The 26,056-nt window shown below is 44.5% G+C and carries 24 protein-coding genes; 20 read left to right on the top strand and 4 right to left on the bottom strand.

From position 1 onward, the window contains the following. Positions 1 to 44: 44 nt before the first annotated feature. The gene (locus AAAT93_RS07410; RefSeq protein WP_021986135.1) at positions 45 to 278 is read right to left on the bottom strand and encodes a hypothetical protein; all 234 of its coding nucleotides are present in this window, start codon (positions 276 to 278) and stop codon (positions 45 to 47) included. Between the two features lie 217 nt (positions 279 to 495). Here AAAT93_RS07410 and AAAT93_RS07405 point away from each other — a divergent pair, with 217 nt between their 5' ends. The 4 genes from AAAT93_RS07405 to AAAT93_RS07390 all read left to right on the top strand — a co-directional run bounded on the left by AAAT93_RS07405 (position 496) and on the right by AAAT93_RS07390 (position 6,060). Further along, positions 496 to 1,104 carry an epoxyqueuosine reductase QueH gene (locus AAAT93_RS07405; protein ID WP_021986136.1) on the top strand — a complete coding sequence of 203 codons (609 nt, stop codon included), beginning with the start codon at positions 496 to 498 and terminating at the stop codon, positions 1,102 to 1,104. Between the two features lie 155 nt (positions 1,105 to 1,259). Further along, positions 1,260 to 2,333, top strand: coding sequence for a carbamoyl phosphate synthase small subunit (locus tag AAAT93_RS07400; protein ID WP_021986137.1), 1,074 nt, complete (start codon positions 1,260 to 1,262; stop codon positions 2,331 to 2,333). Further along, positions 2,333 to 5,533: a carbamoyl-phosphate synthase large subunit gene (gene carB / locus AAAT93_RS07395; protein ID WP_021986138.1), complete on the top strand. Its 3,201-nt coding sequence runs from the start codon at positions 2,333 to 2,335 to the stop codon at positions 5,531 to 5,533. Before AAAT93_RS07400 ends, carB begins: the two co-directional genes overlap by 1 nt. A gap of 77 nt (positions 5,534 to 5,610) precedes the next feature. After that, entirely contained in the window at positions 5,611 to 6,060 is a 450-nt protein-coding gene (locus tag AAAT93_RS07390) for a hypothetical protein (RefSeq protein ID WP_147353767.1), read from the top strand. Here the strand turns inward: AAAT93_RS07390 and AAAT93_RS07385 are convergent. Then, complete coding sequence (locus AAAT93_RS07385) at positions 6,050 to 6,385, bottom strand: helix-turn-helix domain-containing protein (RefSeq protein WP_021986140.1); 336 nt, start codon at positions 6,383 to 6,385, stop codon at positions 6,050 to 6,052. The genes AAAT93_RS07390 and AAAT93_RS07385 overlap by 11 nt on opposite strands. Then, entirely contained in the window at positions 6,310 to 6,648 is a 339-nt protein-coding gene (locus tag AAAT93_RS13650) for a helix-turn-helix transcriptional regulator (protein ID WP_181985462.1), read from the bottom strand. Before AAAT93_RS13650 ends, AAAT93_RS07385 begins: the two co-directional genes overlap by 76 nt. 126 nt (positions 6,649 to 6,774) lie before the next feature. On the opposite strand from AAAT93_RS13650, the gene thyA reads away from it, so the two are divergent. The 16 genes from thyA (at position 6,775) to AAAT93_RS13645 (ending at position 25,709) form a co-directional block, all read left to right on the top strand. Then, positions 6,775 to 7,605, top strand: a complete 831-nt coding sequence (gene thyA / locus AAAT93_RS07380) for a thymidylate synthase (protein ID WP_021986141.1) — start codon at positions 6,775 to 6,777, stop codon at positions 7,603 to 7,605. Positions 7,606 to 7,627: 22 nt separating this feature from the next. Further along, positions 7,628 to 8,131 (top strand): dihydrofolate reductase, encoded by a 504-nt coding sequence (locus AAAT93_RS07375; protein ID WP_021986142.1) that lies wholly within the window; start codon positions 7,628 to 7,630, stop codon positions 8,129 to 8,131. A 145-nt stretch (positions 8,132 to 8,276) separates the two neighbouring features. After that, positions 8,277 to 9,374 carry a heavy metal-binding domain-containing protein gene (locus AAAT93_RS07370; protein ID WP_021986143.1) on the top strand — a complete coding sequence of 366 codons (1,098 nt, stop codon included), beginning with the start codon at positions 8,277 to 8,279 and terminating at the stop codon, positions 9,372 to 9,374. A 30-nt stretch (positions 9,375 to 9,404) separates the two neighbouring features. After that, a complete protein-coding gene (locus AAAT93_RS07365; protein WP_207738770.1) occupies positions 9,405 to 11,825 on the top strand; it encodes a tetratricopeptide repeat protein in 2,421 nt (806 codons plus the stop codon). 55 nt (positions 11,826 to 11,880) lie between these two features. After that, on the top strand, positions 11,881 to 14,598 hold the full coding sequence (locus tag AAAT93_RS07360; RefSeq protein WP_227572889.1) for a hypothetical protein: 2,718 nt from the start codon (positions 11,881 to 11,883) through the stop codon (positions 14,596 to 14,598). A gap of 109 nt (positions 14,599 to 14,707) precedes the next feature. Beyond that, positions 14,708 to 15,709, top strand: a complete 1,002-nt coding sequence (locus AAAT93_RS07355; RefSeq protein WP_021986146.1) for a rod shape-determining protein — start codon at positions 14,708 to 14,710, stop codon at positions 15,707 to 15,709. A 102-nt stretch (positions 15,710 to 15,811) separates the two neighbouring features. Further along, positions 15,812 to 17,755, top strand: coding sequence for a YgiQ family radical SAM protein (locus AAAT93_RS07350; RefSeq protein ID WP_117781528.1), 1,944 nt, complete (start codon positions 15,812 to 15,814; stop codon positions 17,753 to 17,755). A gap of 115 nt (positions 17,756 to 17,870) precedes the next feature. Beyond that, a complete protein-coding gene (locus AAAT93_RS07345; RefSeq protein WP_117781522.1) occupies positions 17,871 to 19,055 on the top strand; it encodes an acetyl-CoA C-acetyltransferase in 1,185 nt (394 codons plus the stop codon). 43 nt (positions 19,056 to 19,098) lie between these two features. Beyond that, positions 19,099 to 19,890 carry an enoyl-CoA hydratase-related protein gene (locus AAAT93_RS07340; RefSeq protein WP_227572887.1) on the top strand — a complete coding sequence of 264 codons (792 nt, stop codon included), beginning with the start codon at positions 19,099 to 19,101 and terminating at the stop codon, positions 19,888 to 19,890. A gap of 34 nt (positions 19,891 to 19,924) precedes the next feature. Continuing rightward, positions 19,925 to 20,797, top strand: coding sequence for a 3-hydroxyacyl-CoA dehydrogenase family protein (locus tag AAAT93_RS07335; protein WP_021986150.1), 873 nt, complete (start codon positions 19,925 to 19,927; stop codon positions 20,795 to 20,797). 77 nt (positions 20,798 to 20,874) lie between these two features. Continuing rightward, positions 20,875 to 22,041 carry an acyl-CoA dehydrogenase gene (locus AAAT93_RS07330; RefSeq protein ID WP_021986151.1) on the top strand — a complete coding sequence of 389 codons (1,167 nt, stop codon included), beginning with the start codon at positions 20,875 to 20,877 and terminating at the stop codon, positions 22,039 to 22,041. 13 nt (positions 22,042 to 22,054) lie between these two features. After that, positions 22,055 to 22,834, top strand: a complete 780-nt coding sequence (locus tag AAAT93_RS07325) for an electron transfer flavoprotein subunit beta/FixA family protein (protein ID WP_021986152.1) — start codon at positions 22,055 to 22,057, stop codon at positions 22,832 to 22,834. 25 nt (positions 22,835 to 22,859) lie between these two features. Further along, positions 22,860 to 23,921, top strand: a complete 1,062-nt coding sequence (locus AAAT93_RS07320; RefSeq protein WP_021986153.1) for an electron transfer flavoprotein subunit alpha/FixB family protein — start codon at positions 22,860 to 22,862, stop codon at positions 23,919 to 23,921. 373 nt (positions 23,922 to 24,294) lie between these two features. Next, positions 24,295 to 24,759: a hypothetical protein gene (locus AAAT93_RS07315; protein ID WP_227572886.1), complete on the top strand. Its 465-nt coding sequence runs from the start codon at positions 24,295 to 24,297 to the stop codon at positions 24,757 to 24,759. A gap of 166 nt (positions 24,760 to 24,925) precedes the next feature. Continuing rightward, on the top strand, positions 24,926 to 25,261 hold the full coding sequence (locus AAAT93_RS07310) for a DUF4190 domain-containing protein (protein WP_021985458.1): 336 nt from the start codon (positions 24,926 to 24,928) through the stop codon (positions 25,259 to 25,261). Positions 25,262 to 25,304: 43 nt separating this feature from the next. Beyond that, positions 25,305 to 25,709, top strand: coding sequence for a DUF2752 domain-containing protein (locus AAAT93_RS13645; RefSeq protein ID WP_021985459.1), 405 nt, complete (start codon positions 25,305 to 25,307; stop codon positions 25,707 to 25,709). Positions 25,710 to 25,782: 73 nt separating this feature from the next. Here AAAT93_RS13645 and AAAT93_RS07305 read toward each other — a convergent pair whose 3' ends face one another. Next, entirely contained in the window at positions 25,783 to 25,944 is a 162-nt protein-coding gene (locus AAAT93_RS07305; protein WP_181985492.1) for a helix-turn-helix domain-containing protein, read from the bottom strand. Between the last annotated feature and the right edge of the window lie 112 nt (positions 25,945 to 26,056).

Here is a 26,056-nt window from a genome sequence, read left to right as displayed (position 1 = left end):
TTCTTTTTGTGTGTATTATATATACGTATACGAAATATGTACAATTATGGCTCAAGTGGGGTCATCTTAAGTCCTTTGTACATCTTGGAATAAATACTTTTTTCATCCTGATAGAGCACATAGCCACGCGCACCATCTTTTACGATGTAGGCATATTTGTTCTTCTGAACATTCATATACAGAACTTCCTCTACGTTCAGTTCTTTTGCTTTTGCCTTCGCCGTATATACGTTAAGTGGCTCTAATTTGAATTTTTTAACTGCCTGATCCACTGTCATAGTTTCTTACCTCCCATATAGCGATTCTATCGTTTTTACTCTTGCCCTTCAAGCTGTAAAAATATATAATCATAACTAATCATATTATAGTTCTTTCATTGACTTTAGTATATTGTATATTATTGCTAAAGTCAACTGTGAATATTGCACAAAAATCGTCATTTTTGTAGGTCGATTGGACGACTTTTTTCGTCGAAGTGACAAGGAAGGGATAAAAATGGACAAGGAAATAAACGAAAATGTAAAAAAAACAAAAAAAATGTTATTGCATGTATGCTGTGCACCGTGCAGTTCCCATGTGCTGAGTGTATTATATGAAGAATTTGATATCACGGCTTTTTTTTACAATCCAAACATCACGGAAAAGGAAGAATACGAGAAGCGGATCGAAGAATTGAAACGGTTTACACAGGAGGCTGAGTTTGCGAGAAATGTAGTTGTGTGTGACGGTGCGTATGAGCCGGAGAAGTTTTATGCGATCGCGAAAGGCTTGGAGAAAGAACCGGAGCGTGGACGCCGCTGCTATAAGTGTTATGAACTGCGGTTAGAGGAGACCGCCCGGTATGCGAAGGAGCACGGTTTCGATATTTTTACGACGACACTTTCGATTAGTCCGCACAAAAACGCGGCATGGTTAAACGAGATCGGTGAGCGGATGGCAGAAAAATATGGCGTTGCATATCTGTACAGTGATTTCAAGAAAAAAAATGGATATGCTCATTCCATCGAGCTGTCACGGGAGTATCACCTGTACCGGCAGGACTATTGTGGATGTATTTACAGCCGCTTGGAAAGGGAAGAACAAAAGAAGAATAAAAGAATCTGACAAAAGGGGTTGTGCTATGGCGAAAATTGATGTATAATTTTTGCAATTTGAGAAAAAAAGAGCTTCGGATAACTATGCAATTTTTCCGTTTCACTCTTTTTTTTTGAGCAAATTTCTTGTTTTGCAAGTAAATCTAAGAAGAAAGGACAAAGACTATGAAAGCATTTCTGATACTGGAAGATGGCCATGTATTCGAGGGGAAAAGCGTCGGTTCGACCAAGGAAATTATCAGTGAGATCGTATTTAACACATCGATGACTGGTTATCTGGAAGTACTGACGGATCCTTCTTATGCAGGACAGTCTGTGTGTATGACGTATCCGTTGATTGGTAACTATGGTATTTGTAAGGAAGATATGGAGGCGGAGCGCCCATGGCAGTCTGGCTTTATTGTCAGAGAACTGGCGAAGCGGCCAAGCAACTTCCGAAGCGAGGAAAGTGTCGAGTCATTTCTTATAGAAAATGATATTACCGGAATTGAGGCAATTGATACACGTGCATTAACGAAGATTCTGCGGGACAAAGGTACGATGAAGGGCATGATCACAACGGATGAGAATTTTGATAAGGACGATTGTATCAAAAGGATCAAGGCATGGAGCATGGGACATGTTGTGCTGGATGTCACATGCAAGGAGAAGATGAGCTTCCCAGGCGATGGTTATAAGGTTGCGGTCATCGACCTTGGTGTGAAGAAGAACATTGTGCGTTGTCTGTTGGAGCGTGGTTGTTCAGTGACTGTATATCCGGCGGAGACTCCTGCAGAGGAGATCATCGCGGATGCACCGGACGGCATTATGCTGACGAATGGTCCTGGCGATCCGAAGGACAATGTGAAGACAATCGAGGAAATCAAGAAGCTTTTTGCTACGAAGATTCCAATTTTCGCAATCTGTCTTGGACATCAGCTTCTGGCGCTTGCAAACGGTGCAGATACACAGAAGATGAAATATGGACATCGTGGAGCAAATCATCCGGTAAAGGATTTAAAGACCGGGAAGGTATATATTTCAACACAGAATCATGGCTATGTGGTAAAGGAAGAGACGTTGGATCGTGATATTGCAGAGCCAAGCTTTATCAATGTAAATGATAAGACAATTGAGGGTGTTCATTACCTTGGAAAGAATGTACAGACGGTACAGTTCCATCCGGAAGCCTGTGCAGGCCCGCTTGATACCGGATTTTTGTTTGATGAGTTTATGAATATGATGGAGGTGTCTAAATAATGCCAAAGAATCCACACGTAAAAAAGGTTGTAGTTATTGGATCCGGTCCGATTGTCATCGGACAGGCGGCAGAGTTTGATTATGCCGGTACACAGGCATGCCGCTCCCTGAGGGAAGAGGGCATCTGCGTAGTATTGATCAACTCGAATCCTGCCACCATCATGACAGATAAGGATATTGCAGATAAGGTATATATTGAGCCTTTGACACCGGAGGTTGTAAAGGCAGTTATCAAGAAGGAAAAGCCGGATAGCGTGCTTCCGACACTGGGTGGTCAGGCAGCGTTAAATATCGCGATGGAACTGGAAGAGTCCGGTTTCCTGAAGGAACATAATGTAAGGCTGCTTGGTACATCTTCTAAGACGATCAAGAAAGCAGAGGATCGTCTGGAATTCAAGAAGACTATGGAGAAGATCCATGAGCCATGTGCACCATCCGAAGTCGTAACGAACATCAAGGATGGTCTGGCGTTCGTCGAGAAGATCGGGTACCCGATCGTGCTGCGTCCGGCGTATACGCTTGGTGGAAGCGGCGGCGGTATCGCGCACAACGAAGAAGAATTCGTAGAGATACTGATGAACGGACTGCGTCTGTCACGTGTCGGTCAGGTATTGGTTGAGCGTTGTATCGCGGGCTGGAAAGAGATTGAGTACGAGGTTATGCGTGATGCGAACGGTACCTGTATTACCGTATGTAATATGGAGAATCTGGATCCGGTTGGTGTTCATACCGGAGATTCTATCGTTGTTGCACCATCCCAGACACTGGCAGATAAGGAATACCAGATGCTTCGTAGTGCTGCTTTAAATATCATTACAGAGCTTGGTATCCAGGGTGGATGTAACGTACAGTTTGCCTTGCATCCAACAACATTTGAATATTGTGTAATCGAGGTAAACCCGCGGGTAAGCCGTTCTTCGGCACTTGCTTCAAAGGCAACCGGATATCCGATCGCGAAGGTAGCTGCGAAGATCGCTCTTGGATATAATCTCGATGAGATCAAGAATGCAATTACAGGTAAGACCTATGCGAGCTTTGAGCCGGCACTCGATTATGTTGTAGTTAAGATGCCGAGACTTCCTTTCGATAAGTTCATCAAGGCAAGCCGGAAGCTGACCACACAGATGAAGGCAACCGGTGAGGTTATGAGTATCTGTACGAACTTCGAGGGAGCACTCATGAAAGCGCTTCGTTCTCTCGAACAGCATGTGGATAGCCTGATCTATGAGAACTACAATGACCTTCCGACAGAGGAGATTCATGAGATGCTGCATCGTGTCGATGACCGTCGAATCTTCGTTATCGCAGAAGCGCTGCGCCGTGGAATCTCCGCGGAGGAGATCCATGATATCACGAAAGTAGATATCTGGTTTATTGACAAGATCAACAATATTGTACAGGAAGAAAAATTACTGCGTGAGACACCTGAGATCACTAAGGAAATGATGCAGGAAGCAAAGCGCATGGAGTTTCCGGACAAGGTAATCGCACAGATTACAGGCAAGAAGGAAAAGGAAATCAAGGAGCTTCGCTATGGCTATGGTATCCATGCATCCTACAAGATCGTAGATACCTGTGCGGCTGAGTTTGAAGCAGAGACACCATATTATTATTCCTGCTACGATGGCGAATCCGAAGTCGAGGTGGATGAGAATAAGAAGAAGATCATGGTGCTTGGTTCCGGTCCGATCCGTATCGGACAGGGTATCGAGTTTGACTACTGCTCGGTACACAGTACGTGGACCTTGAAGAACAAGGGCTATGAGACCATTATTGTAAATAATAATCCGGAGACAGTCAGTACAGACTTCGATATTGCAGATCGTCTGTATTTCGAGCCACTGACGGCAGAAGATGTAGAGTCTATCGTAAATATCGAGAAACCGGATGGCGCGGTTGTACAGTTCGGTGGTCAGACAGCCATCAAGTTGACGGAGGCGCTTTTGGAGATGGGCGTGCCAATCCTTGGTACAAGTGCTGAAAATGTCGATGCGGCCGAAGACCGAGAACTGTTCGATGAGATTCTGGAGAAATGCTGTATCCCAAGAGCTGCCGGTAAGACTGTATTTACAGCAAAGGAAGCGCTGGAAGCAGCCAATGAGCTTGGTTATCCGGTCCTTGTTCGTCCTTCCTATGTATTAGGCGGACAGGGTATGCAGATTGCAATCTCGGATAAGGATATCATTGAGTTTATGGAGATTATCAATCGCCATGAGCAGGAGCATCCGGTTTTGGTTGACAAATATCTGATGGGTAAGGAAATCGAGGTTGATGCCGTATGTGATGGCCACGATATCCTGATTCCTGGTATCATGGAGCATATCGAGCGTGCAGGTATCCATTCCGGAGATAGTATTTCCGTGTATCCGGCACAGACGATCACACCGAAGATCAAGCGTGTGCTCGAAGACTACACGAAGAAGCTTGCGAACAGCCTGCATGTTATCGGACTGATTAATATTCAGTTTATTGTATATCAGGATGAGGTATATGTCATCGAGGTTAACCCGCGATCAAGCCGTACCGTACCATACATCAGTAAGGTAACCGGTATTCCAATCGTTGATCTTGCAACGAGAGTTATCACAGGCGAGAAGATCAAGGATATGGGCTATACACCGGGATTACAGCCGGAATCTGAATACTTCGCAATCAAGATGCCGGTATTCTCCTTTGAGAAGATCCGGGGTGCTGAGATCAGCCTTGGTCCGGAGATGAAATCAACCGGTGAGTGCCTTGGTATCTCGAAAAATTACAACGAAGCGTTGTTCAAGGCATTCCTTGGAAACGGCGTGAATCTGCCGAAGTACAAGAAGATGATACTTACAGTAAAGGATTCCGATAAGCTGGATGCAGTAGAAATCGGACAGCGGTTTACCGCGCTTGGTTATGAGATCTATTCGACAAGAAGTACCTGCCGTGTCCTGAATGAGAATGGCGTACCTGCAAAACCGATTAACAAGGTGGAAGAGCCTTCTCCGAACCTGTTAGACCTGATTCTGTCACATGAGATCGATCTTGTTATCGACACACCGTCACAGGGTGTGGAACACAGCAAGGACGGCTTCGTAATCCGCCGAAATGCAATCGAGACAGGTGTGACGGTTCTCACAAGCTTAGATACCGCACATGCGCTTCTTACAAGCTTAGAGTCATCTGACAGACACAATCTTTCTCTTGTGGATATAAGCGAAATATAGTAAAATAAAGGTAACCATGCAGATAACCTGTCTGGTTACCTTTATTTTTTTGAGGTGATGGAATGAATATTGGTTCGATGAGTAACAACTATATAATTCCATATAGCGGTGTCAGCCGCGTGACACCGGTCAATGCGGACAATACGGTCGACACTTCCACGAAGGTGAAGCCGGTCGAATGTCAGACGTGTAAGAATCGGAAATATGTCGATGGTTCGAACGAACCGGATGTGTCATTTAAGACACCGGGCAAGATTGCGGCAGGAGAATCGTACGCGAAAGTAAGTGCACATGAACGGGAGCACGTGGCGAATGCGATTCAGAAAAGCAGCAAGCCGGGTGCAAAGCTGATATCGGCGAATGTAACATTGAAGATGGGGGTCTGTCCGGAATGCGGCAGAACGTATGTTGCAGGTGGAGAGACGACGACACAGATCCAGTATTCAGAGAGTAATCCATACGAGAAGAACCGGAAACAGGCGGAAGCCGGATTTCTGATCGGGAACAACTTTGATGCTATTTCTTAGACCAGCATTTGACGTTGCGCTTTCGATTGCGCTTCGTGTCTGATTTGTATCGGATTTCACATAACGAATTTAAATATTGCAGATAATGCTTCTGGGAATCCATGGATTCTTCCGGGAAAAGTGGAAGCAGGAGCTTCACGGGATTTTGCTTATAGAAGATGCAAAGCTTAATAAAAAATTCCATCGTTGGCTTTCGGTAGTCCGCTTCCAGATGACAATACGATGAACGTGAGATGCCGGTCGATGCGGCTATTTCTTTCTGGGTGTAACCGGAGTGGAGTCGGAGACGAATGAGCATAGCTCCAAAGGTGGTTGTGTCTGACATGATAGATCCTCGCTTTCTGGATAAAATTGAAAATTGGAATGAAATAATTTGGAAGCAGCCGCTTCCAGAAAAATAGAAAAGAAATCATATTCGAGAAGCAGTGTAAGTTCAGCCAGAACATCGACTGGCGGCGCACATCTTCCCGTTTCATAGTTACTGTAGGCTTGTCTTGTAATATTGAGTCGTTTGGAAATGTCGGTTTGATTGAGATGTTTTTGACGACGCGAAATTTTTAGACGAGGCCCGAATTCTTTTGGAATCATAGAATGTACCTCCATGGGCATTATGTTAACAGAAAAAGAAAAAAATACAAGCAGAAAAAATAAGATTGGCACATATTCACAAGTGAGACTGTGAATACTGCACAAAATAGGAGAAGGAGACAAAACATGAGTAAAGCAGATGATTTGTTCATTGCGATGTGTAAGGATATTATTGAGAACGGTTACGATACGAAGGGCGAAAAGGTGCGTCCGAAATGGGAGGATGGGACTTCGGCATATACGATCAAACGGTTTGGTGTTGTAAACCGATATAATCTGGCGGAGGAATTTCCGGCGATCACACTTCGAAAAACTTATATCAAATCCGCAATTGATGAATTGCTCTGGATCTGGCAGAAAAAATCAAATAACGTCCATGACCTGCACAGCCATATCTGGGACGCGTGGGCAGACGAAGATGGTTCGATCGGCAAGGCGTATGGTTACCAGCTCGGTGTGAAGCACAAATACAAAGAGGGTATGATGGATCAGGTCGATCGTGTGATCTATGATCTGAAGAATAATCCATACAGCCGCCGTATTATGACGAACATTTATGTGCATCAGGATCTGTCTGAGATGAACCTGTATCCGTGTGCGTACAGCGTGACGTTCAATGTCACAGGCAACAAATTAAATGCAATCTTAAATCAGCGTTCGCAGGATGTGCTTGCAGCGAATAACTGGAATGTCGTACAGTATGCGGCACTTGTGTATATGATGGCACAGGTAACTGGATTTGAACCGGGAGAGCTGGTACATGTGATCGCAGATGCACACATCTATGACAGACACATTCCAATCGTGGAAGAGCTGATCAGCCGGCCGACGTATCCGGCGCCGAAAGTAACACTCAATCCAGATGTCAAAGATTTTTATGATTTTACGGTTGATGATTTTACAATCGAAGATTATCAGACCGGACCACAGATCAAGAACATACCAATAGCGGTTTAGAGCGAAATATTTGGAGGGTAATATGGACTTAATAGTAGCAGTAGATAACAACTGGGCGATTGGAAACAAGGGCGATCTGCTCGTATCAATACCAGAGGATCACAAATTCTTCCGACAGACGACAATGGGAAATGTCGTTGTACTTGGAAGAAAGACACTGGCAGGATTCCCGAATGGCCTGCCGCTTGCGGGAAGAGATAATATCATTTTATCGACTGATCCGAATTATACCGTGCGAGGGGGTACGGTTGTTCACTCGAAGGAAGAACTGTTCGAGGAACTGAAAAAATATGAGGATAAGGAAATTTTTGTAATCGGTGGCGGACAGATCTACGAGATGCTGCTTCCGTATTGCAAGTATGCGCATGTGACGAAGATCAACTATGATTATGCAGCGGATACACATTTCCCGAATCTGGATGAACTGGAGAACTGGGAAATGATCGCGGACAGCGACGAGCATACCTATTTTGATTTGGAGTTTTATTTCCACAAATATGAGAATAAAAATCCATTAGCATTTTAGAAATTTGGTGATTTTTGCATAAAATGCACAAAATAATTGATGAAAATGTTATAAATCATACAAAAAGTCTTTCAAATATGATGGAAGTATGGTATCATTTAAGGTAAATTTGAGCGATTATTTTTATTTTGGGAGGGTAATAAAAATGACAGAAGTAATGTTGACGTCCGGACAGGGCTTTGAGGGTTACGAAATCGTAGAGTATTTGGGATTTGTAAATGTACAGTCGGTACTTAGCTCGAACTTTTTCAAGGGGTTTGCAGCCGGTGTGAGTGAGATGTCAGATTCCGAGAGTGAGAAGCTGACAGGCAAGCTGGAGCAGGTAAATGAGACAGCACTGAAGCGTCTGCAGACAATCGCAGCAAGAAAGAAAGCGGATGCGGTAATTGGCGTGGAACTGAATTATACACAGTTTGCAAGCTATTCCGTAGGAACGATCGCTTCTGGTACAGCTGTTCGCCTGAAGAAGAAGCCAGAGGAGAATCCAGTTACAGAAAAATCTCTGTATGTCAGCAACTACTATAATCGTCTGGTGCCAAGACCGGTACGTGTATGGTTACGTGGTTCTAAGAATGGAGTAACAATTTCTACAGATTTCTTTAATTATAACAAAGATGATATTCGTGCAATCCGTGCAGACGTCGAGCTGACAAACCTGTATGAAGAACGATTGCTGTTAAAGGATCTGGATTTTGTATTTGAGAAAGGAAATGTTTCTCTGATCGAATCCAAGGATATGGAGTGTAAGCTTCCTGCAAAGGATATTCTGCTTTTGAAGGATGCAAAGGTACGCATCTCCAAATATGTGACAAGCCGTGGTGTATTCGCGTGCAACGACCAGCCAATCGATGTCAGCATGCCGTTACATAGATTATCTGCACTTAAAGAGAAACGTGGTATTGATGCAGTCGAGAAGTATCGTACCGATGGCATGATCTGGACATGTAACTGTGGTTATGTAAACGAGGCTGGTGCAGATGAATGTCTGATCTGTGGACGTAAGCAGGAAGACATGAAGAGTACATCGAAGTTCAATCCAGATGAGATGCTTGCAAAGATGCAGACGAAGGAATATGTCATTGAACTGAAGGATGTATTGATGGAATACATCAAGGATATTGATAGCGAGTACAGAATGGAACTTTTGGAGATTATGGAGTCAGGATTGCAGTATGAAAAGACAAGAGGCAACATGAAAGACACCGTAATCGAGAAGGTAGAAAAGGTCTTTGAAGGACACTAAGTAAAATGAAACTGGCAGAGGTGACAGGGCATGGGCGCAGGACTCAGCATGGCGAGTGTAAATAAAATTAAAGAGTTGGCGAATTCCAGAGAATATAGTCTGGCACTTGAGTTAGTGGAACATCAGGATTTGACAAAATCCCTGAACCCACAGTTCCTGAGACTGTGTGGAGAGATTTACATAAAAAATGATAGATATAAGGATGCCAGACGATGTCTGATCATGGCGCATCGTCTGGGACCGGAATCGAAGCGGGTTTTGTATACGTTTGTGGAGCTGTATTTGCGGATGGGATATTTCCAGCTGGCAAAGACGTATTACGATATGTATATGTTTGATGCCAATGCATATGACAGCCGGGACATGGAATATGTCTGGAATAAGCATGAACATGCGGACGATTACAAGACGCTGGAACCATTGATTGCCGGGTATGCACACAATCTGGACTATGACTGGAGCTTTGAGTTATATCTGCTTTACAAGAAAGAGGAAAAACAGAACGAGGCGGCGACGCTGGCTGAGTTATATCATGCATCGTTCAAGAATTCCGATAACAGCCAGATTATATTGGATATCGAAGCTGGAAAAGTAAAGGTAGATACATATTTCGATATATATGCGGACACTGAAGCTGTAGATGATGATCCAGATATGGAGGCACTTCGTGCAGAAGAACAGGAGCTGCTTGCAACCGATGATCTGCGGATGCATCCGAAAGAGGCAGAGATTACGATCATGTATGAGGATTCATATACACCTGCCGGTTCGGAGAAGAAAGTGCAGAAGATGCTCAAAAAGCAGGAACGCGAGGAGCAACGGAAAGAAAAGAAACTGCTGAAAAAACAAAAGCAGCAGGAAAAGGCAGAAGCTGCGGCAGCGGCGGAAGCTGAAAAGACTGAGGCAGAAGTGAAACCTGCTACCGAAGAAAAAACGGAAACCGAAACGAAAGTGCCTGAGACAGTTGCGGATGAGACAGAACAGAAGACGTCTGAGAAAACAACTGTGACAGAACAAGAAACAGCAGAGAAAGCATCTGTGACAGAAACATCAGAACAAAAAACGGCAGAGGAAGCGTCTGAGACAGAAGCGGAAGAACCGGAAAAAGAAAAAAAGAAGGGATTTTTCCAGAGACGGAAGAGAAAGAAACACGAGGAAGAATCTGAGACAACGGATGCTGATATAGAAGAAACAAAAGAAGTAACATCGGAATCGGAAGATGTAAAACCATCGGAAGAGCCGAAAGAATCAAATAGTGACATTTCATCAGAGATTGCAGAGACAACAGGGCAGGCGGAAGATATGAGACATGGAAAAGGGACAATTGCAAAAGATGTAGTCGTAGTAGATGAAGATGATGGTTTTGAAGCAGAAGCGGATACGATTGAGGAACTTGCATCCAAGGAACATGTGACGCAGGAGACCGAGACGAAGGAAGCAGAAGTGACAACAGCCAAGAAAACGACGTTTGAATTCCAGACAGTGGAACTGGCGCCGGAAGATTTTGAGGAAGAATATGAGGTTGACGATTTCTCTGAAACTGTGGATGATGAATTCGGAGAGATGAAGATGCCGGAACCGAAACCTGAGATTGAAGAAACTGTGGAAGAAGAACCGGAAATCGAAGAGATAGCAGAAGAGACTGTCGAAGAAGAACCGGAGGTTGAGGAAGAGATCGAGGAGCCAGAGGTTGTAGAACCGGAGCCAGAGATTGAAGCCGAACCAGAATCGGAAATCGAAGAGACGGTGGAAGAATCTGTGAAAGAAGAACCGGAGGCAGAACTGGAGATTGAAGAGACTGTCGAAGAGGAACCAGAGGCAGAGGAAGAAATCGAGGAGCCGGAGGTCGTAGAACCAGAGCCAGAGGTGGAAACCGAGCCAGAACTGGAGATTGAAGAGACTGTCGAAGAAGAACCAGAGGTTGAGGAAGAAATTGAGGAGCCAGAGGTTGTAGAACCGGAGCCAGAGGTGGAATCCGAGTCAGAACCGGAGATCGAGGAGACAGTAGTAGAAGAAGCTGTTGAAGAAGAACCAGAGACAGAGGAAGAAATCGAGGAGCCGGAGGAAGAACCGAAAGAGGAATTCCATGTAGCTCCATTTACAACGAAACCGGAAAAAAAGAAGTTGGACTTCCCGGTATTCAAGTCATCGTTATTCCCGGATTATCACAAAGAAGTGAAAATCGTTGAGAACAATTTCAACGAGATCATGGAAGAAGCACAGGATAAGATGACAGAGAACATGCAGAAGGAAGAGCAGATGCAGAGAGAGGCAGAAGCGTTACTTGCATCACTTGGAATCAGCATAGACTCGATTCCAACAACACCACAGGCCGAGAAGAAAGAGGAACAGCCGGTACAAAAAGGACCTTCACGAGATGAGTTAAAAGCATCTTTGAAGATAGATTCTGTTAAGAAGAATTTGCTAAAACGTGTGAAAGAATACAGATAATTCTTGACGAGAAGATATGACCGAGAGAAGGTATGACTGAAAGGAGGCAATGGGAGTGGCTATTGATCAAAGAGAAGCATTGATTGCTGCGGTAAGAGCACAGGTAGAAAAGGAGAAAGCTGCCAAGGCTGCAAAATTGAAAAAAGAGCAGGAAGCAATGCAATTGTCTGGAGCTGCAGATGCGGGAGAAACTGCTGCAGACCACAATAAGCCAAAATACAAAACTCTGTCAGCAGAAGAACTTGCGAAAATCGAAGAGAAAAAACGTCGTAAGAAAGCTGCAGAACTTGGTATTAAATTGGAGGACGAGGAACCAGAAGAGGCACCTGCAAAGGCAGCAGAACCTGCGAAGGAAGAGCCAAAGAAGGCAAGTGATGAAGGACTTGGCATGAGTGTTGGCATTCAGGCAGATAAGTCTGGAAAATCCTTAGATAAGCCGGCTGGCGGCGGACTTGGAGCACCAGTAGGTGGCGGACTGTCAGGTGGCAAGACAGAGAGCAAAGGACTTGGAGGACTGGGCGGTAGCCTTGGAGCTACAGAGCCATCTGGAGGACTTGGTCTCAATATTGACATGGGTAACAAGCAGGAAGAGAAAGCACCTGAGAAGAAAAAGGCTCAGGATGATGAAAAAGCAAGATTGCGTCCTACAAAATTATCCGGTGGCAGTGGCGATGTAAAGGTAATCAATGGGGATGATGCAGAAGAGGAAGCATCCTTTACAAAACAGGGAAATACAACGATTATTTCCGATGGTGTAGAGTGGAAAGCACAGGAGAACAAAGCATCCAAGGATGATGCAGATGATATCATCAGCATTGTGCCAAACCGGAGTACTCCAACCAATGATGTGAAGAGTATGTACGATCTTGGCGATGAGGATGAGGATGCTCTGGGTGCAGAGATATCAAAGCTTGCGCAGTATGGCGATGCTGAGAATAAGGCAGAGGAAGAAAAGAAAAAGGCGCAGGAAGAGATGGCGAAGAAGGCAGCGGAGGCAGAGGCAGCCAAGAAGAAGGCGGCTATTGAGGAAGCTGAGCGGAAAGAAGAAGCCAGAAGAAAGAAGCTGAAAGAGGCAGAAGAAAAGGCAGCTGCACAGGAGCGTAGAATCGCAGAAGCAGCAGCCAGACAGCGTGCAGCTGCAGCCGCTGAGAAACGTGCAGCCGAGGAGGCACGCCTCAAGGCAGAAGAGGAAGAAAAACGTAAGAAAGCGGAAGAGGCACGTCTGAAAGCAGCCGAGGAAGCCCGCAAGAAGGCTGAGGAAGAGGCAAGAGCCAAGGCAAAGCAGGAAGCTTTGAAGAAGGCGGAAGAGGCAAAGAAGAAAGCCGAAGAAGCAAAGCGTATCTTAGAACAGGCACAGAAGGCAGAAGAAGAAGCAACAAAGCGTGCAGAAGAGAATCGGAAGCGTGCTGAGGAAGAAGCCAAGAAGAAAGCCGAAGCAGAAGCAAAGAAGAAAGCTGAGGAAGAAGCAAAGAAGAAAGCCGAAGCAGAGGCAAAGAAGAAGGCAGAGGCGGAAGCAAAGAAGAAGGCAGAGGCGGAAGCAAAGAAGAAGGCAGAGGAAGAAGCCAAGAAGAAAGCCGAAGCAGAAGCCCGTAAGAAGGCTGAGGAAGAAGCAAAGAAAGCAGCCGAAGAAGCCCGTAAGAAAGCCGAAGAGGCTATGCGTATCTTAGAAGAAGCAAAGAAGGCGGAAGAGGCAGCACTAAAGGCAGCTGAGGAAGCTCGTAAGAAGGCAGAGGCAGATGCAAAGAAGGAAGCGGAAGAAGCCGCAAAGGCAAAGGCTGAGGAAGAGAAACGCAAGAAGGCTGAAGAAGAAGCTAAGAAGAAGGCAGAGGCGGAAGCAAAGAAGAAAGCCGAAGAGGAAGCAAAGAAGAAGGCAGCGGAAGAACTTGCTGCAAAGGCAGAAGAAGAGGCTCGCAAGAAGGCAGCCGAGGAAGCTGCAAAGGCAGAGGCGGAAGCAAAGGCGAAGGCTGAGGAAGCCCGCAAGATCTTAGAGGCTGCAAAGAAGGCCGAAGAGGAAGCGCTGAAGGCGGCAGAGCAGGCAGACAGCATTCAGATCGACCTGACACAGCCAGCGGAGGAAGGAAAACTTCCACTTGCTGCATCTTACCTTGAAAAGTATACAAAGATGGAGAAATCCGGAAAGAGTCTCGTGGATACATTCAATGCCATTACTGTTGATCAGGAGAATCGTAACGTATGTATGATGGGTGATCACGGATTTGGTCTGACCAGTGTCGGAGAAGATTTCGCAAGAAGCTTCTACGATATGGGAATCTGCAAGGCGAAGACGATCGCGAAGATCAAGGCACAGGCATTGAACAAGGTTAAACTTGCAGATGCAATGTCAAAGCTTGCCGGTGGATGTATGGTTGTTGAAAATGCAGGTCTGATCGCACCAGATAAGATGACAGAGCTGATGAAACTTACAGCCAAGGATGTAAACGATGTTGTTGTGATTCTGACAGGTGCGACTGAGTCTATCAACCGCTTGTTTGGAGCGACTGGAGATGCCAAGGATAAGTTTACACACCAGATCAATATGGAAGGCATTTCTACACAGGATATGCTTGCGATTGCAAAGGGATATTTCAAACAGCAGGGCTTTAAGACAGATGATTCTGTAGAAGGCACTGTAAAGAATCTCCTGATGGCAATGGAGTCTGGAAATATCGATCGTATGCTCAAGGCTTGCGATGAGGCAATGCTCAAATGTGACGATCGTGAGAAGGCAAAAGGTTCCAGCCGGAAATATTTACTAAGTGAAGATTTTAAATAATCGTTGAAAAAATCAGAGCCGATGCTTATAATTTAAGCATCGGCTTTTTACGTGATAAGCCAATAGACGGGATGATAAATAAGAAACCAGAAGATAAGAGGTATAAAACGTGGTAAATATAGATATCGGTATAGACCTTGGAACATCGAATACGGTCATATACATAAAAGACAAAGGAATCGTAGTCAACCAGCCATCGGTGGTTGCATATGAGGCTAAAAGTAAAAAGATCATTGCGGTTGGAAATAAAGCCAAAAAGATGCTTGGAAAGACACCGGAGGATATTGAGGTGACACGTCCGATCCGGAATGGTGTTATCTCCGATTATATTATGACGGAGCGTATGCTCAAGATCTATGTGAAGTCAGCGATTGCAAAACGAAAGATCTGGGGCAAACCAAACATCTGCGTCTGTGTGCCAAGTGGTGTCACGGACGTACAGCGGCGTGCAGCGTGTGATGCAGTATACCGTACCGGTGCAAAGAATGTGTATGTGCTTGAGGAACCATTTGCGGCAGCCATCGGTGCAGGTGTGGATATTGAGTCGGCAGTTGGTGCGATGGTTGTGGATATCGGTGCGGGAACGACGGATATTGCAATCGTAGCAAGAGGCGGTGTGCAGCATAGCAGTTCCATCAAGATTGGTGGCGATGATTTCGATGAGGCAATCATCCGTTATATGCGGAAACGTCATAATGTGCTGCTGGGCGAAAGCTCTGCCGAACAGTTGAAGAAGGACATTGGTTCTGTGTATCCGCGGGAACAGGATGCGATCGGGTATGCACGTGGAAAGGAACTGGTGCGCGGACTTCCAACGAAGATGGCAGTCAAATCCTCTGAGATGATCGAGGCGTGTCAGGAGGAGACAGATCAGATCTTGGATTCCGTTCGGGAGATGTTGGAGGCGGCACCACCGGAACTGGTTTCCGATATATCCGAGCATGGTATTATCCTTGCCGGAGGCGGAAGCAAGATATTTGGTATGGACAAGCTTATTATGGATAAGATTGGTGTCCCGGTTGTGAACATCAAGAATCCGGATCAGGTTGTTGCGACAGGTGCAGGAACAGCCCATTATTATATCAAGGACGGAAGAACCTTGGAAGAGTAAGAGACAGGATAGAAATACGTGGAAAATAAGAAGAAAACATTGCGTGAACATGGTGTGGAATATACATATGATGAGCGGTTCCTCCCACTCACGCAGAAGGAAATGCAATTAAAGGGCTGGGAACAGCCGGACTTTGTCTATGTGATCGGAGATGCCTATGTGGATCATCCATCTTTTGGACCGGCGATCATCAGCCGTGTGTTAGAGGCACATGGATATAAAGTGGCAATCATTTCACAGCCAGACTGGAAGGATGAAAATTCGATTGCGATTTATGGCAGGCCGAAGCTTGCCTTTTTGGTGTGCGCCGGAAATATGGATTCAATGGTGAACCATTATACTGTTTCCAAGAAAAGACGGCATACAGATGCATACACCCCGGGTGGCGAGATGGGAAAACGACCAGATTATGCGACAATCGTTTACTGCAATCTGATCCGGAAGAAATACAAGGATGCGGCAATTGTGGCAGGCGGTATCGAAGCAAGTCTGCGCCGGCTGGCACATTATGATTACTGGTCCAATAAGTTGAAACATTCGATTCTCGTTGATGCACAGGCGGATATTGTGATCTATGGTATGGGTGAGCATGCCATTGTGGAGATCGCGGATGCGCTGCAAAGCGGCATCGACATCAAAGACTTAAGTTTTATTCATGGAACGGTCTACAAAGCAAGAAATCTGGAACATCTGTATGAAGACTATATTGAGCTTCCGTCGTATGACGCGTTGCAGGAAGACAAATTAAATTACGCGCGAAGCTTTAAAATCCAATATGATAACACAGATCATATCACCGCGAAGATTCTGGTAGAAAAATATAAGGATTATCAATATGTGATCCAGAATCCACCGGCGGAACCACTGATGGAGCAGGAGATGGACGAGGTGTATGCGCTTCCATATACGAAGACCTATCATCCGATTTATGAGGCACAGGGTGGAATCCCTGCGATATCGGAGATCAAATTCTCGCTGGTCAGCAACCGGGGGTGCTTTGGCGGGTGCAGCTTCTGTGCGCTTACATTTCATCAGGGCCGGACATTGCAGACACGCAGTCATGCATCCATTATAGAAGAGGCAAAGGAAATGACGAAAGATCCGGAGTTTAAGGGCTATATCCATGATGTTGGCGGCCCGACGGCGAATTTCCGGCAGCGCGCCTGCAAGAAACAGGAGAAATATGGCGTCTGTGCGAACCGTCAGTGTCTGTTCCCAAAGCCATGTCCGAATCTGATTGTGGATCATTCCGATTATCTGAAATTACTGCGGGAGCTCCGAAGTCTGCCGAAGGTGAAGAAGGTATTTATCCGTTCGGGTATCCGGTTTGATTATCTGATGGCGGACAAGGATGATACATTCTTTCGGGAACTTTGCAAATACCATGTCAGCGGGCAGCTGAAGGTGGCGCCGGAACATATCTCTGACAAGGTACTGATGAAGCTTGGTAAGCCGGAAAATGCAGTCTTTCAGGCATTTTGCAAGAAATACAAACGGATCAATGAGGAACTTGGATTGAAGCAGTATATGGTACCGTATCTTATGTCATCGCATCCGGGTTCCACTCTGAAAGAAGCGGTGGAACTGGCGGAATATCTGCGGGATCTGGGTTATATGCCAGAACAGGTGCAGGATTTCTATCCGACACCTTCGACGATATCAACCTGCATGTATTACACTGGCGTGGATCCGCGGACGATGGAGAAGGTATATGTGCCAAATTCTCCACATGAAAAGGCGATGCAGCGTGCACTGATCCAGTACCGGAATCCGGATAATTACGATCTGGTGCATGAGGCACTTGTGAAAGCAGGACGGACGGATCTGATCGGGTTCGATAAGAACTGTCTGATCAAACCGCGGAAGATGAAGAATGCTGCAAATGAGAAAAAATCTCAATATGGCGCATCGAATAAACAATCTGGAAATCGTTCGAATGTGCAACATAAAAATTCTGCACAGAAGCAGGGGCAAAACCAGAAGCAGCAAATGAATACAAAAAACAAAAAAAGTATACGCAATGTACATAAAAAGAAACAAAAGTAAAGGTTTCTTTTATTGCGAAACCATGGAAATTATGATATTATCTATCTAGGCGTGTCGACATATGCATGATCGGCACAGATAGAAACAATAAAACGAAATGGAGGAAATTTTCAACATGGCAAAGAAAGTAGTTTTAGCTGGCGCATGTCGTACAGCAATCGGTACTATGGGTGGTGCACTTTCAACAACACCAGCACCAGTGTTAGGTTCTATCGTAATCAAGGAGGCTCTGAACAGAGCAGGCGTTCCTGCAGATCAGGTCGATCATGTATATATGGGTTGCGTAATCCAGGCAGGTCTTGGACAGAACGTAGCTCGTCAGGCATCTCTGAAGGCTGGACTTCCTATCGAGACACCTGCTGTTACTGTAAACGTAGTTTGTGGTTCTGGTCTGAACTGTGTTAACATGGCAGCTCAGATGATTCAGGCTGGCGATGCTGACATCGTTGTAGCAGGTGGTATGGAGAACATGTCTATGGCTCCTTACGCAGCTATGAACGCTCGTTTTGGTTACAGAATGAACAATGGCAAGCTCGTTGATACAATGGTAAACGATGCTCTTTGGGATGCATTCAATGATTACCACATGATCAAGACAGCTGATAACATCTGTGAGCAGTGGGGTCTGACTCGTGAAGAGCTTGATGCATTTGCAGCAAACAGCCAGCAGAAGGCAGCAGCAGCTCAGGAGTCTGGTGCATTTGACGCAGAGATCGTTCCAGTTATGGTTAAGAAGAAGAAAGAGACGATCGAGTTCAAGAAGGATGAGGGTCCTCGTCCTGGAACAACTGTTGAGACTCTGGCTAAGCTTCGTACAATCAACCCAGGCGGATTCGTTACAGCTGGTAACGCTTCTGGTATCAACGATGGTGCAGCAGCAATCGTTGTTATGTCTGAGGAGAAGGCTAAGGAGCTTGGTGTTAAGCCTATGGCTACATTCGTTGCAGGTGCACTTGCAGGTGTTGATCCTTCAATCATGGGTATCGGACCTGTTGCTGCAACAAAGAAGGTTATGGCTAAGACAGGCATGAAGATCGAAGATTTCGATATCATCGAGGCAAATGAGGCATTCGCTGCACAGTCAGTCGCAGTTGGTAAGGATCTTGGTATTGATACAGAGAAGCAGCTTAATCCAAACGGTGGTGCAATCGCACTTGGTCATCCGGTTGGAGCTTCCGGATGCCGTATCCTTGTTACATTGCTTCATGAGATGCAGGCAAGAGGCGCTAAGACAGGTCTTGCTACACTGTGTATCGGTGGTGGTATGGGCTGCTCTACAATCGTTAAGATTGAGGACTAATTGAGCCGCGTAACATACTTGGATAGAGTTTAAGGAGATTAAGATGGAATTTATTATTTATGAGCAGGAAGGCTTTGTAGGCGTTGTAACGATCAACAGACCAAAGGCTTTGAATGCGTTGAATAGTCAGGTGTTGGATGAGCTTGAGGCTACATTCGATGCAATCGATCTGGATACAACAAGAGCCGTAGTTCTTACAGGCGCCGGCGAGAAGTCATTTGTTGCAGGTGCTGATATCGGAGAGATGTCTACACTTACAAAGGCTGAGGGCGAAGCATTCGGTAAGAAGGGAAATGATGTATTCCGTAAGATCGAGACATTCCCAATCCCGGTAATCGCTGCAATCAACGGATTTGCACTTGGCGGTGGTTGTGAGATTTCTATGAGCTGTGACATCCGTATCTGTTCTGAGAATGCGGTATTCGGTCAGCCGGAGGCAGGTCTTGGTATCACACCTGGATTTGGTGGAACACAGAGACTCGCTCGTCTGGTAGGTGCTGGTATGGCAAAGCAGATGATCTACACAGCAAGAAATATTAAGGCTGATGAGGCATACAGAATCGGTCTTGTAAACGCTGTATATCCATTGGAAGAGCTTCTTCCGGCAGCGAAGAAGATGGCAGCAGGCATCGCAGCAAATGCTCCGATCGCTGTCAGAAACTGCAAGAAGGCAATCAATGATGGTCTTCAGGTAGATATGGATACAGCAATTGTAATCGAAGAGAAGCTCTTCGGTGACTGCTTCGAGACAGAAGACCAGAAGGCTGGCATGGGCAACTTCCTTGAGAAAGACAAGGAGAAGAAGTTAAAGGTTGTTCCATTCCAGAACAAATAATAAAAGTAATTAAAATTTTAAGGAGGAAATAAACATGAAGGTTGGCATTATTGGTGCTGGTACCATGGGACAGGGCATTGCAAAGGCATTTGCTATGGTTGATGGCTACGAAGTTGCACTTTGCGACATCAAGCAGGAGTGGGCTGAAGGCGGAAAGGATAAGATCGCGAAAGGCTACGCTAGACTTGTAGAAAAAGGAAAGATGACACAGGAGAAGGTAGATGCGATTCTTGCAAGCATCACACCTGGTCTGAAGGAAAATCTCTGTGCAGACTGCGATCTGATCGTAGAAGCTGCATTTGAGGATATGGGAGTTAAGAAGACAACATTTGCTGAGCTTGACAAGATTGCAAAGCCAGAGTGTATCTTCGCTTCTAATACATCTTCACTTTCTATCACAGAGATTGGAAATGGTCTTACACGTCCTATGATCGGTATGCATTTCTTCAATCCTGCTGACAGAATGAAACTTGTTGAGGTTATCGCTGGTGTAAATACTCCACAGGAGACAGTTGATAAGATCATCAAGATCTCTGAAGAGATCGGCAAGACACCTGTTCAGGTAAATGAGGCTGCCGGTTTCGTTGTAAACCGTATCCTTATCCCAATGATCAACGAAGCAGCATTCATCAAGATGGAAGGTGTTTCTGATATCGCTGGTATCGATGCAGCTATGAAGCTTGGTGCAAACCACCCAATGGGACCACTTGAGTTAGGTGATTTCGTGGGCCTGGATATCTGCCTTGCAATCATGGATGTTCTGTACAAGGAAACAGGCGACAGCAAGTATCGTGCATGTCCATTGCTTCGTAAGATGGTACGTGGTGGAAACCTCGGCTGTAAGACAGGCAAGGGCTTCTATGTATACAACGCAGATCGCACAAAGACACCTGTTGACGCTCAGTAATAAGCGTACAATCCCCGCACGTGGCTTTTCAGCCATGTGCGGATGTAATAATCAATCTATTATGGAGGATAGAAAGAATGGATTTCACTTTAGACAAGAAGTATGAAATGGCGCAGACTCTGTTCAAGGATTTTGCGCAGAACGAAGTAAAGCCTCTTGCGCAGGAAATTGATGAGCAGCACAGATTTCCAAGAGAGACTGTAGACAAGATGGCAAAGTATGGTTTCTTAGGAATTCCTGTTTCTAAGGAATTAGGCGGACAGGGCTGTGATATTCTCACATATGTTATGTGTGTAGAAGAGCTTTCTAAGGTTTGTGGTACAACAGGTGTAATCGTATCTGCACATACATCTCTGTGTGTAGACCCGATCGTAACATTTGGTACACCAGAGCAGAAGGCAAAGTATGTTCCGGATCTTGCATCTGGTAAGAAGCTCGGTGCGTTCGGCCTGACAGAGCCAGGTGCCGGTACAGATGCACAGGGACAGCAGACAAAGGCAGTTCTTGATGGTGACGAGTGGGTACTGAATGGTTCTAAGTGCTTCATTACAAATGGTAAGGAAGCTGACGTATATATCGTTATCGCTGTTACAGGTATCATCGAGAAGCGTGGCAGAAAGATGAAAGAGATTTCTGCATTTATCGTAGAGAAGGGAACACCTGGATTTACATTTGGTACAAAGGAAAACAAGATGGGTATCTGTGGTTCTTCTACATATGAGTTGATCTTCACAGACTGCCGTATCCCTAAGGATGCACTTCTTGGACAGAAGGGCAAGGGCTTCAATATCGCTATGCACACACTCGATGGTGGTCGTATCGGTATCGCTGCTCAGGCACTTGGTATCGCTGAGGGCGCTCTTGAGACAACTGTAAACTATGTAAAGGAAAGAAAGCAGTTTGGTAGATCAATTGCCCAGTTCCAGAATACACAGTTTGTACTTGCTGATCTTGCTACAAAGATCGAGGCTGCTAAGCTTCTTGTATACAAGGCTGCAAGAAAGAAAGATGAGTATCAGAGTGGCGCTAAGGTTTCTTACTCTGTAGAGGCTGCTATGGCTAAGCTATATGCTGCTGAGGTTGCTATGGAAGTAACAACAAAGTGTGTACAGCTTCATGGTGGTTATGGTTACATCAAGGAGTATGACGTTGAGCGTATGATGAGAGATGCTAAGATCACAGAGATCTACGAAGGTACTTCAGAAGTACAGCGTATGGTTATCTCAGCAAACTTGTTAAAGTAAGGAGGTACTTATCGTGAAAATTATCGTATGTATTAAGCAGGTACCTGATACAAAGGGTGGCGTACAGTTCAACCCAGATGGTACATTGAATAGAGGAGCAATGCTCACAATTATGAACCCAGATGATAAGGCTGGTCTTGAGGCAGCTCTTAGACTGAAGGATCAGTATGGCGCTGAGGTTACAGTTCTTACAATGGGACTTCCAAAGGCTGCAGATGTTCTTCAGGAAGCAATCGCTATGGGCGCTGACAAGGGTGTTCTTGTAACAGACCGTGTACTTGGTGGTGCTGATACTTGGGCAACATCTACAACAATCGCTGGTGCGATCAGAAAGCTTGACTATGATCTGATCATCACAGGCCGTCAGGCTATCGATGGTGATACAGCTCAGGTTGGTCCTCAGATCGCTGAGCACCTTGGACTTCCAGTTATCTCTTATGCACAGGAGATCAAGGTAGATGGAGACAGCGTAATCGTTAAGCGTCAGTATGATGACGGTTACCATATGGTAAAGGCTCAGATGCCATGTCTTATCACAGCACTTTCTGAATTAAATGATCCAAGATATATGACACCAGGTGGAATCTTCGATGCAGTCAATGCAGAGATCACAACTCTTGGTAGAGCAGATCTTGTAGATGTTGATGATTCAAACATCGGTTTGAATGGTTCTCCAACAAAGATTGCCAGAGCTTCTGACAAGGTTAAGAAGGGTCAGGGAGAGATGGCTCCAGAAGACGCAGATCCAGTAAGCTATATTGTTGGTAAACTGAAGGATAAGCACGTAATTTAATTAAAAAGGAAAAGTGGTGAATAAAATGGGAGCAATGAATGCAGAAGAATTAGCAAAGTACAAGGGCGTATTCGTCTTTGCACAGCAGGTAGATAATGTATTAAGCGGAATCTCTTTCGAGCTTGTTGGCGAAGGAAAGAGACTTGCAGAGAAGTTAGGCACAGAAGTAACAGCAGTATTGGTTGGTTCTGATGTTTCAGGACTTGTAGATGAGCTTGCTGCTTACGGTGCAGATAAGGTAATCGTAGTAGACGATCCAGAGTTGAAGAATTACAGAACTGAGCCATATGCACACGCACTTGCTTCAGTTATCAATGAGTTCAAGCCAGAAATCATGTTGGTTGGTGCAACAGCAATCGGTCGTGATCTTGGTCCTACAGTTTCAGCAAGAGTTCAGACAGGTCTTACAGCTGACTGTACATTACTTGAGATCGGTGATTTCCCTGTTAACCCAATCCCTGGAAAAGAGCAGAAGCACAATCAGCTTCTTATGACTCGTCCAGCATTTGGTGGTAACACAATCGCTACAATCGCATGTCCGGACAACCGTCCTCAGATGGCTACTGTACGTCCAGGCGTTATGCAGAAGCTTGACAAGGTTGAGGGTGCAAAGGCTGAGGTTATCAATTACAACCCAGGTTTCACACCAAATAACAGATATGTAGAGATCCTTGAGATTTCTAAGGCTGTTTCAGACATCAAGGATATCATGGATGCAAAGATTCTTGTATCTGGTGGTCGTGGTGTTGGTTCTGCTGAGAACTTCAAGCTTTTGGAGGATCTTGCAGACGTACTTGGCGGACAGGTTTCATGCTCACGTGCCGTTGTAGATTCAGGCTGGAAGCCAAAGGAGCTTCAGGTTGGTCAGACAGGTAAGACTGTACGTCCACAGCTCTACTTCGCAATCGGTATCTCAGGAGCAATCCAGCATGTAGCTGGTATGGAAGAGTCTGATATCATTATTGCAATCAATAAGGATCCAGACGCTCCAATCTTTGATGTAGCTGATTATGGTGTTGTTGGTGATCTGAACAAGATCGTTCCAGCACTGACAGAGGCTATCAAGGCTGAGCTTGCTGCAAAGTAATTTGATTACTTGCAAAAGTAAATAGTAAATAAGAGTTTAGAACCACCGTGTATCGTAAGATATGCGGTGGTTTTTTGTTATAGCGACGAGGAAAATGCACGCATTTATGCGGTGCATTTGACGACCGCTAATCAGAGCACATCTTGTCTCTGCGCAAGTTTGTTGACTCAAAGTGGGCGTGGTGAGAAGCAGGCAAGCGGAAAAACCCACGACGTGGGCGTAGGAAGAGAGAAGCAAGCGAGAAAGCCCACCCTGGAAGCTTATTGTTGGGTTGCGGGGAGAAAAGTGGGCGTGGAGAGAAAGTGGCAAGCGGAAAAACCCACGATGTGGGCGTAGAAAAAGAAAAGCAAGCTAGAAAACCCACTCTGGAAGCTTGTCGCTAGGTTATGGAGGAAAAAGTGGGCGCGGAGAGAAGCAGGCAAGCGGAAAAACCCACGACGTGGGTGTAGGAAGAGAGAAGCAAGCCGAAAAGCCCACCCCGGAAGCTTATTGTAAGGTTGCGGAGAGAAATTGGCGGGCGGAAAAACCTACGGTGTGGGCGCGGGAAGAGAAAAACAAGCAGGAAAACCCATCATGGAAGCTTATCGTAAGGTTGCGGAGAGAAAAGTGGGCGCGGAGAGAAATTGGCAGGCGGAAAAACCCACGACGTGGGCGCGGGAAGAGAAAAAAAAGCAGGAAAACCTGTGGGAAGGGAGACAGGAATGCTGATAATGCTGTTGGTTTATTTATGAGAGATTTATCGGTATTTTCTGAATCGACCCAAGTACTTCAATTTAAGTTAAAAGGGAGTTTATTCGTGTTTGACAGGAGTTTCGTTATAGATTGTTTATTACTATGATTTTTACTAATTGTTATAAATACCATATTGTGAATATATTCACAATGTGGTATAATTTACATAAAGAAAGATATTATATCTTCAGGTAATGACAGAAAGGAGGAATAATAATTTAGTTAGGAAGATTATAATAATCTTTATAAATACGGACGATTAGGAGAAAATTATGTATAACGATATGAATCAAAATCAATATCCAAATCAGGGTCAATTTCAAAATCAATACCAATATCAATATCCGCAGCAACCACCGGAGTCACCGGGGTTTGGAGTTGCATCTATGGTATTAGGAATTATATCATTGTGCTTATCTTGTTGTGCATATTTTATTTCAATACCATGCGCAATAGTTGGAATTATATTGGGGTTGATAGGCCTGAAAAAACAGGCAGGTCGGGGAATGGCGACGGCAGGTCTTGTATGTAGTATTATATCATTTATTCCCGCGATTATTCTTATATCAACTGGAGCATCAATAGTTTCGTCGTTAAAAAATTTTTGATGTAACATTTATGGAGTATAGTTGTATTGTTTAATCAAATAAAATGAAAATATCAATTAAGAACTATTTGTTATTTGCTCTATTTTTATGCGTAGTGATTGCGACTCTGCTTATTAAGATATATGATATTGATTTGGTGAAAATCATACCAGCACATTGTATATTATATGATAATTATGGGTTTTATTGTACTGGGTGTGGAGGAACGCGTGCATGTATGGCTCTGATCCATGGTAATTATATAGAGAGTATTCGTTATTACCCTGCAATTATTTATTTAGTGGGATTATTTATCTATTATTTTGTTATGAATATAATTTGTCTAGCTAAAAACATGCATAAAATGATTGTGAAGCCTATACATTTTTATATTTTAATTGCTATAATATTAATACAATGGATTGTTAAAAATTTTCTATTAATAATTCTTAACTATCGTATTATTTAAAAGCAAAAGGAAAGAATTATAAAATAATTCTTTCCTTTTTTATATAGGTAAATTCTTTGCTACAGAATTGAGGTTATTTAAATGATACAATATCGTTTGGAGTACATTCTAAAATATTACATAATTTATTTAGGGTTAACATTGTAATATTTTTTCCTTTTTTTAAACTATCCAGAGTTCGATTATCTATTCCAGATTTTAAAAGCTTATATTGACTTATGTTCTTTTGCTCCATTGTAGTCCAAAGCGGAGAATAATCTATCAAAAGAATCAACCTTTCCTTTTTTATAGAGTATATCCAAATTGCTAAAAATAGCATATTGTGAATATAATCACAATATGCTAAA

Origin of the sequence: Coprococcus hominis (ex Arizal et al. 2022), from assembly GCF_040094675.1 — a bacterium.
GTDB lineage: Bacteria > Bacillota > Clostridia > Lachnospirales > Lachnospiraceae > Coprococcus_C > Coprococcus_C hominis.
The sequence above is the reverse complement of the archived record's forward strand: the minus strand, read 5'-3'. Positions and strand labels throughout refer to the sequence as shown.

Excerpts from the sequence above, each read along its gene's own strand:
- AAAT93_RS07350 (WP_117781528.1), top strand. The coding sequence starts at position 15,812 with ATGCAATTAAAGGGCTGGGAACAGCCGGACTTTGTCTATGTGATCGGA.
- AAAT93_RS07365 (WP_207738770.1), top strand. The coding sequence starts at position 9,405 with ATGGGCGCAGGACTCAGCATGGCGAGTGTAAATAAAATTAAAGAGTTG.
- AAAT93_RS07310 (WP_021985458.1), top strand. The coding sequence starts at position 24,926 with ATGTATAACGATATGAATCAAAATCAATATCCAAATCAGGGTCAATTT.
- AAAT93_RS07410 (WP_021986135.1), bottom strand. The coding sequence starts at position 278 with ATGACAGTGGATCAGGCAGTTAAAAAATTCAAATTAGAGCCACTTAAC.
- AAAT93_RS07305 (WP_181985492.1), bottom strand. The coding sequence starts at position 25,944 with ATGGAGCAAAAGAACATAAGTCAATATAAGCTTTTAAAATCTGGAATA.
- AAAT93_RS07375 (WP_021986142.1), top strand. The coding sequence starts at position 7,628 with ATGGACTTAATAGTAGCAGTAGATAACAACTGGGCGATTGGAAACAAG.
- AAAT93_RS07400 (WP_021986137.1), top strand. The coding sequence starts at position 1,260 with ATGAAAGCATTTCTGATACTGGAAGATGGCCATGTATTCGAGGGGAAA.
- AAAT93_RS07405 (WP_021986136.1), top strand. The coding sequence starts at position 496 with ATGGACAAGGAAATAAACGAAAATGTAAAAAAAACAAAAAAAATGTTA.
- AAAT93_RS07370 (WP_021986143.1), top strand. The coding sequence starts at position 8,277 with ATGACAGAAGTAATGTTGACGTCCGGACAGGGCTTTGAGGGTTACGAA.
- thyA (WP_021986141.1), top strand. The coding sequence starts at position 6,775 with ATGAGTAAAGCAGATGATTTGTTCATTGCGATGTGTAAGGATATTATT.
- AAAT93_RS13650 (WP_181985462.1), bottom strand. The coding sequence starts at position 6,648 with ATGATTCCAAAAGAATTCGGGCCTCGTCTAAAAATTTCGCGTCGTCAA.
- AAAT93_RS13645 (WP_021985459.1), top strand. The coding sequence starts at position 25,305 with ATGAAAATATCAATTAAGAACTATTTGTTATTTGCTCTATTTTTATGC.
- AAAT93_RS07390 (WP_147353767.1), top strand. The coding sequence starts at position 5,611 with ATGAGTAACAACTATATAATTCCATATAGCGGTGTCAGCCGCGTGACA.
- carB (WP_021986138.1), top strand. The coding sequence starts at position 2,333 with ATGCCAAAGAATCCACACGTAAAAAAGGTTGTAGTTATTGGATCCGGT.
- AAAT93_RS07385 (WP_021986140.1), bottom strand. The coding sequence starts at position 6,385 with ATGTCAGACACAACCACCTTTGGAGCTATGCTCATTCGTCTCCGACTC.
- AAAT93_RS07345 (WP_117781522.1), top strand. The coding sequence starts at position 17,871 with ATGGCAAAGAAAGTAGTTTTAGCTGGCGCATGTCGTACAGCAATCGGT.
- AAAT93_RS07320 (WP_021986153.1), top strand. The coding sequence starts at position 22,860 with ATGGGAGCAATGAATGCAGAAGAATTAGCAAAGTACAAGGGCGTATTC.
- AAAT93_RS07340 (WP_227572887.1), top strand. The coding sequence starts at position 19,099 with ATGGAATTTATTATTTATGAGCAGGAAGGCTTTGTAGGCGTTGTAACG.
- AAAT93_RS07330 (WP_021986151.1), top strand. The coding sequence starts at position 20,875 with ATGGATTTCACTTTAGACAAGAAGTATGAAATGGCGCAGACTCTGTTC.
- AAAT93_RS07335 (WP_021986150.1), top strand. The coding sequence starts at position 19,925 with ATGAAGGTTGGCATTATTGGTGCTGGTACCATGGGACAGGGCATTGCA.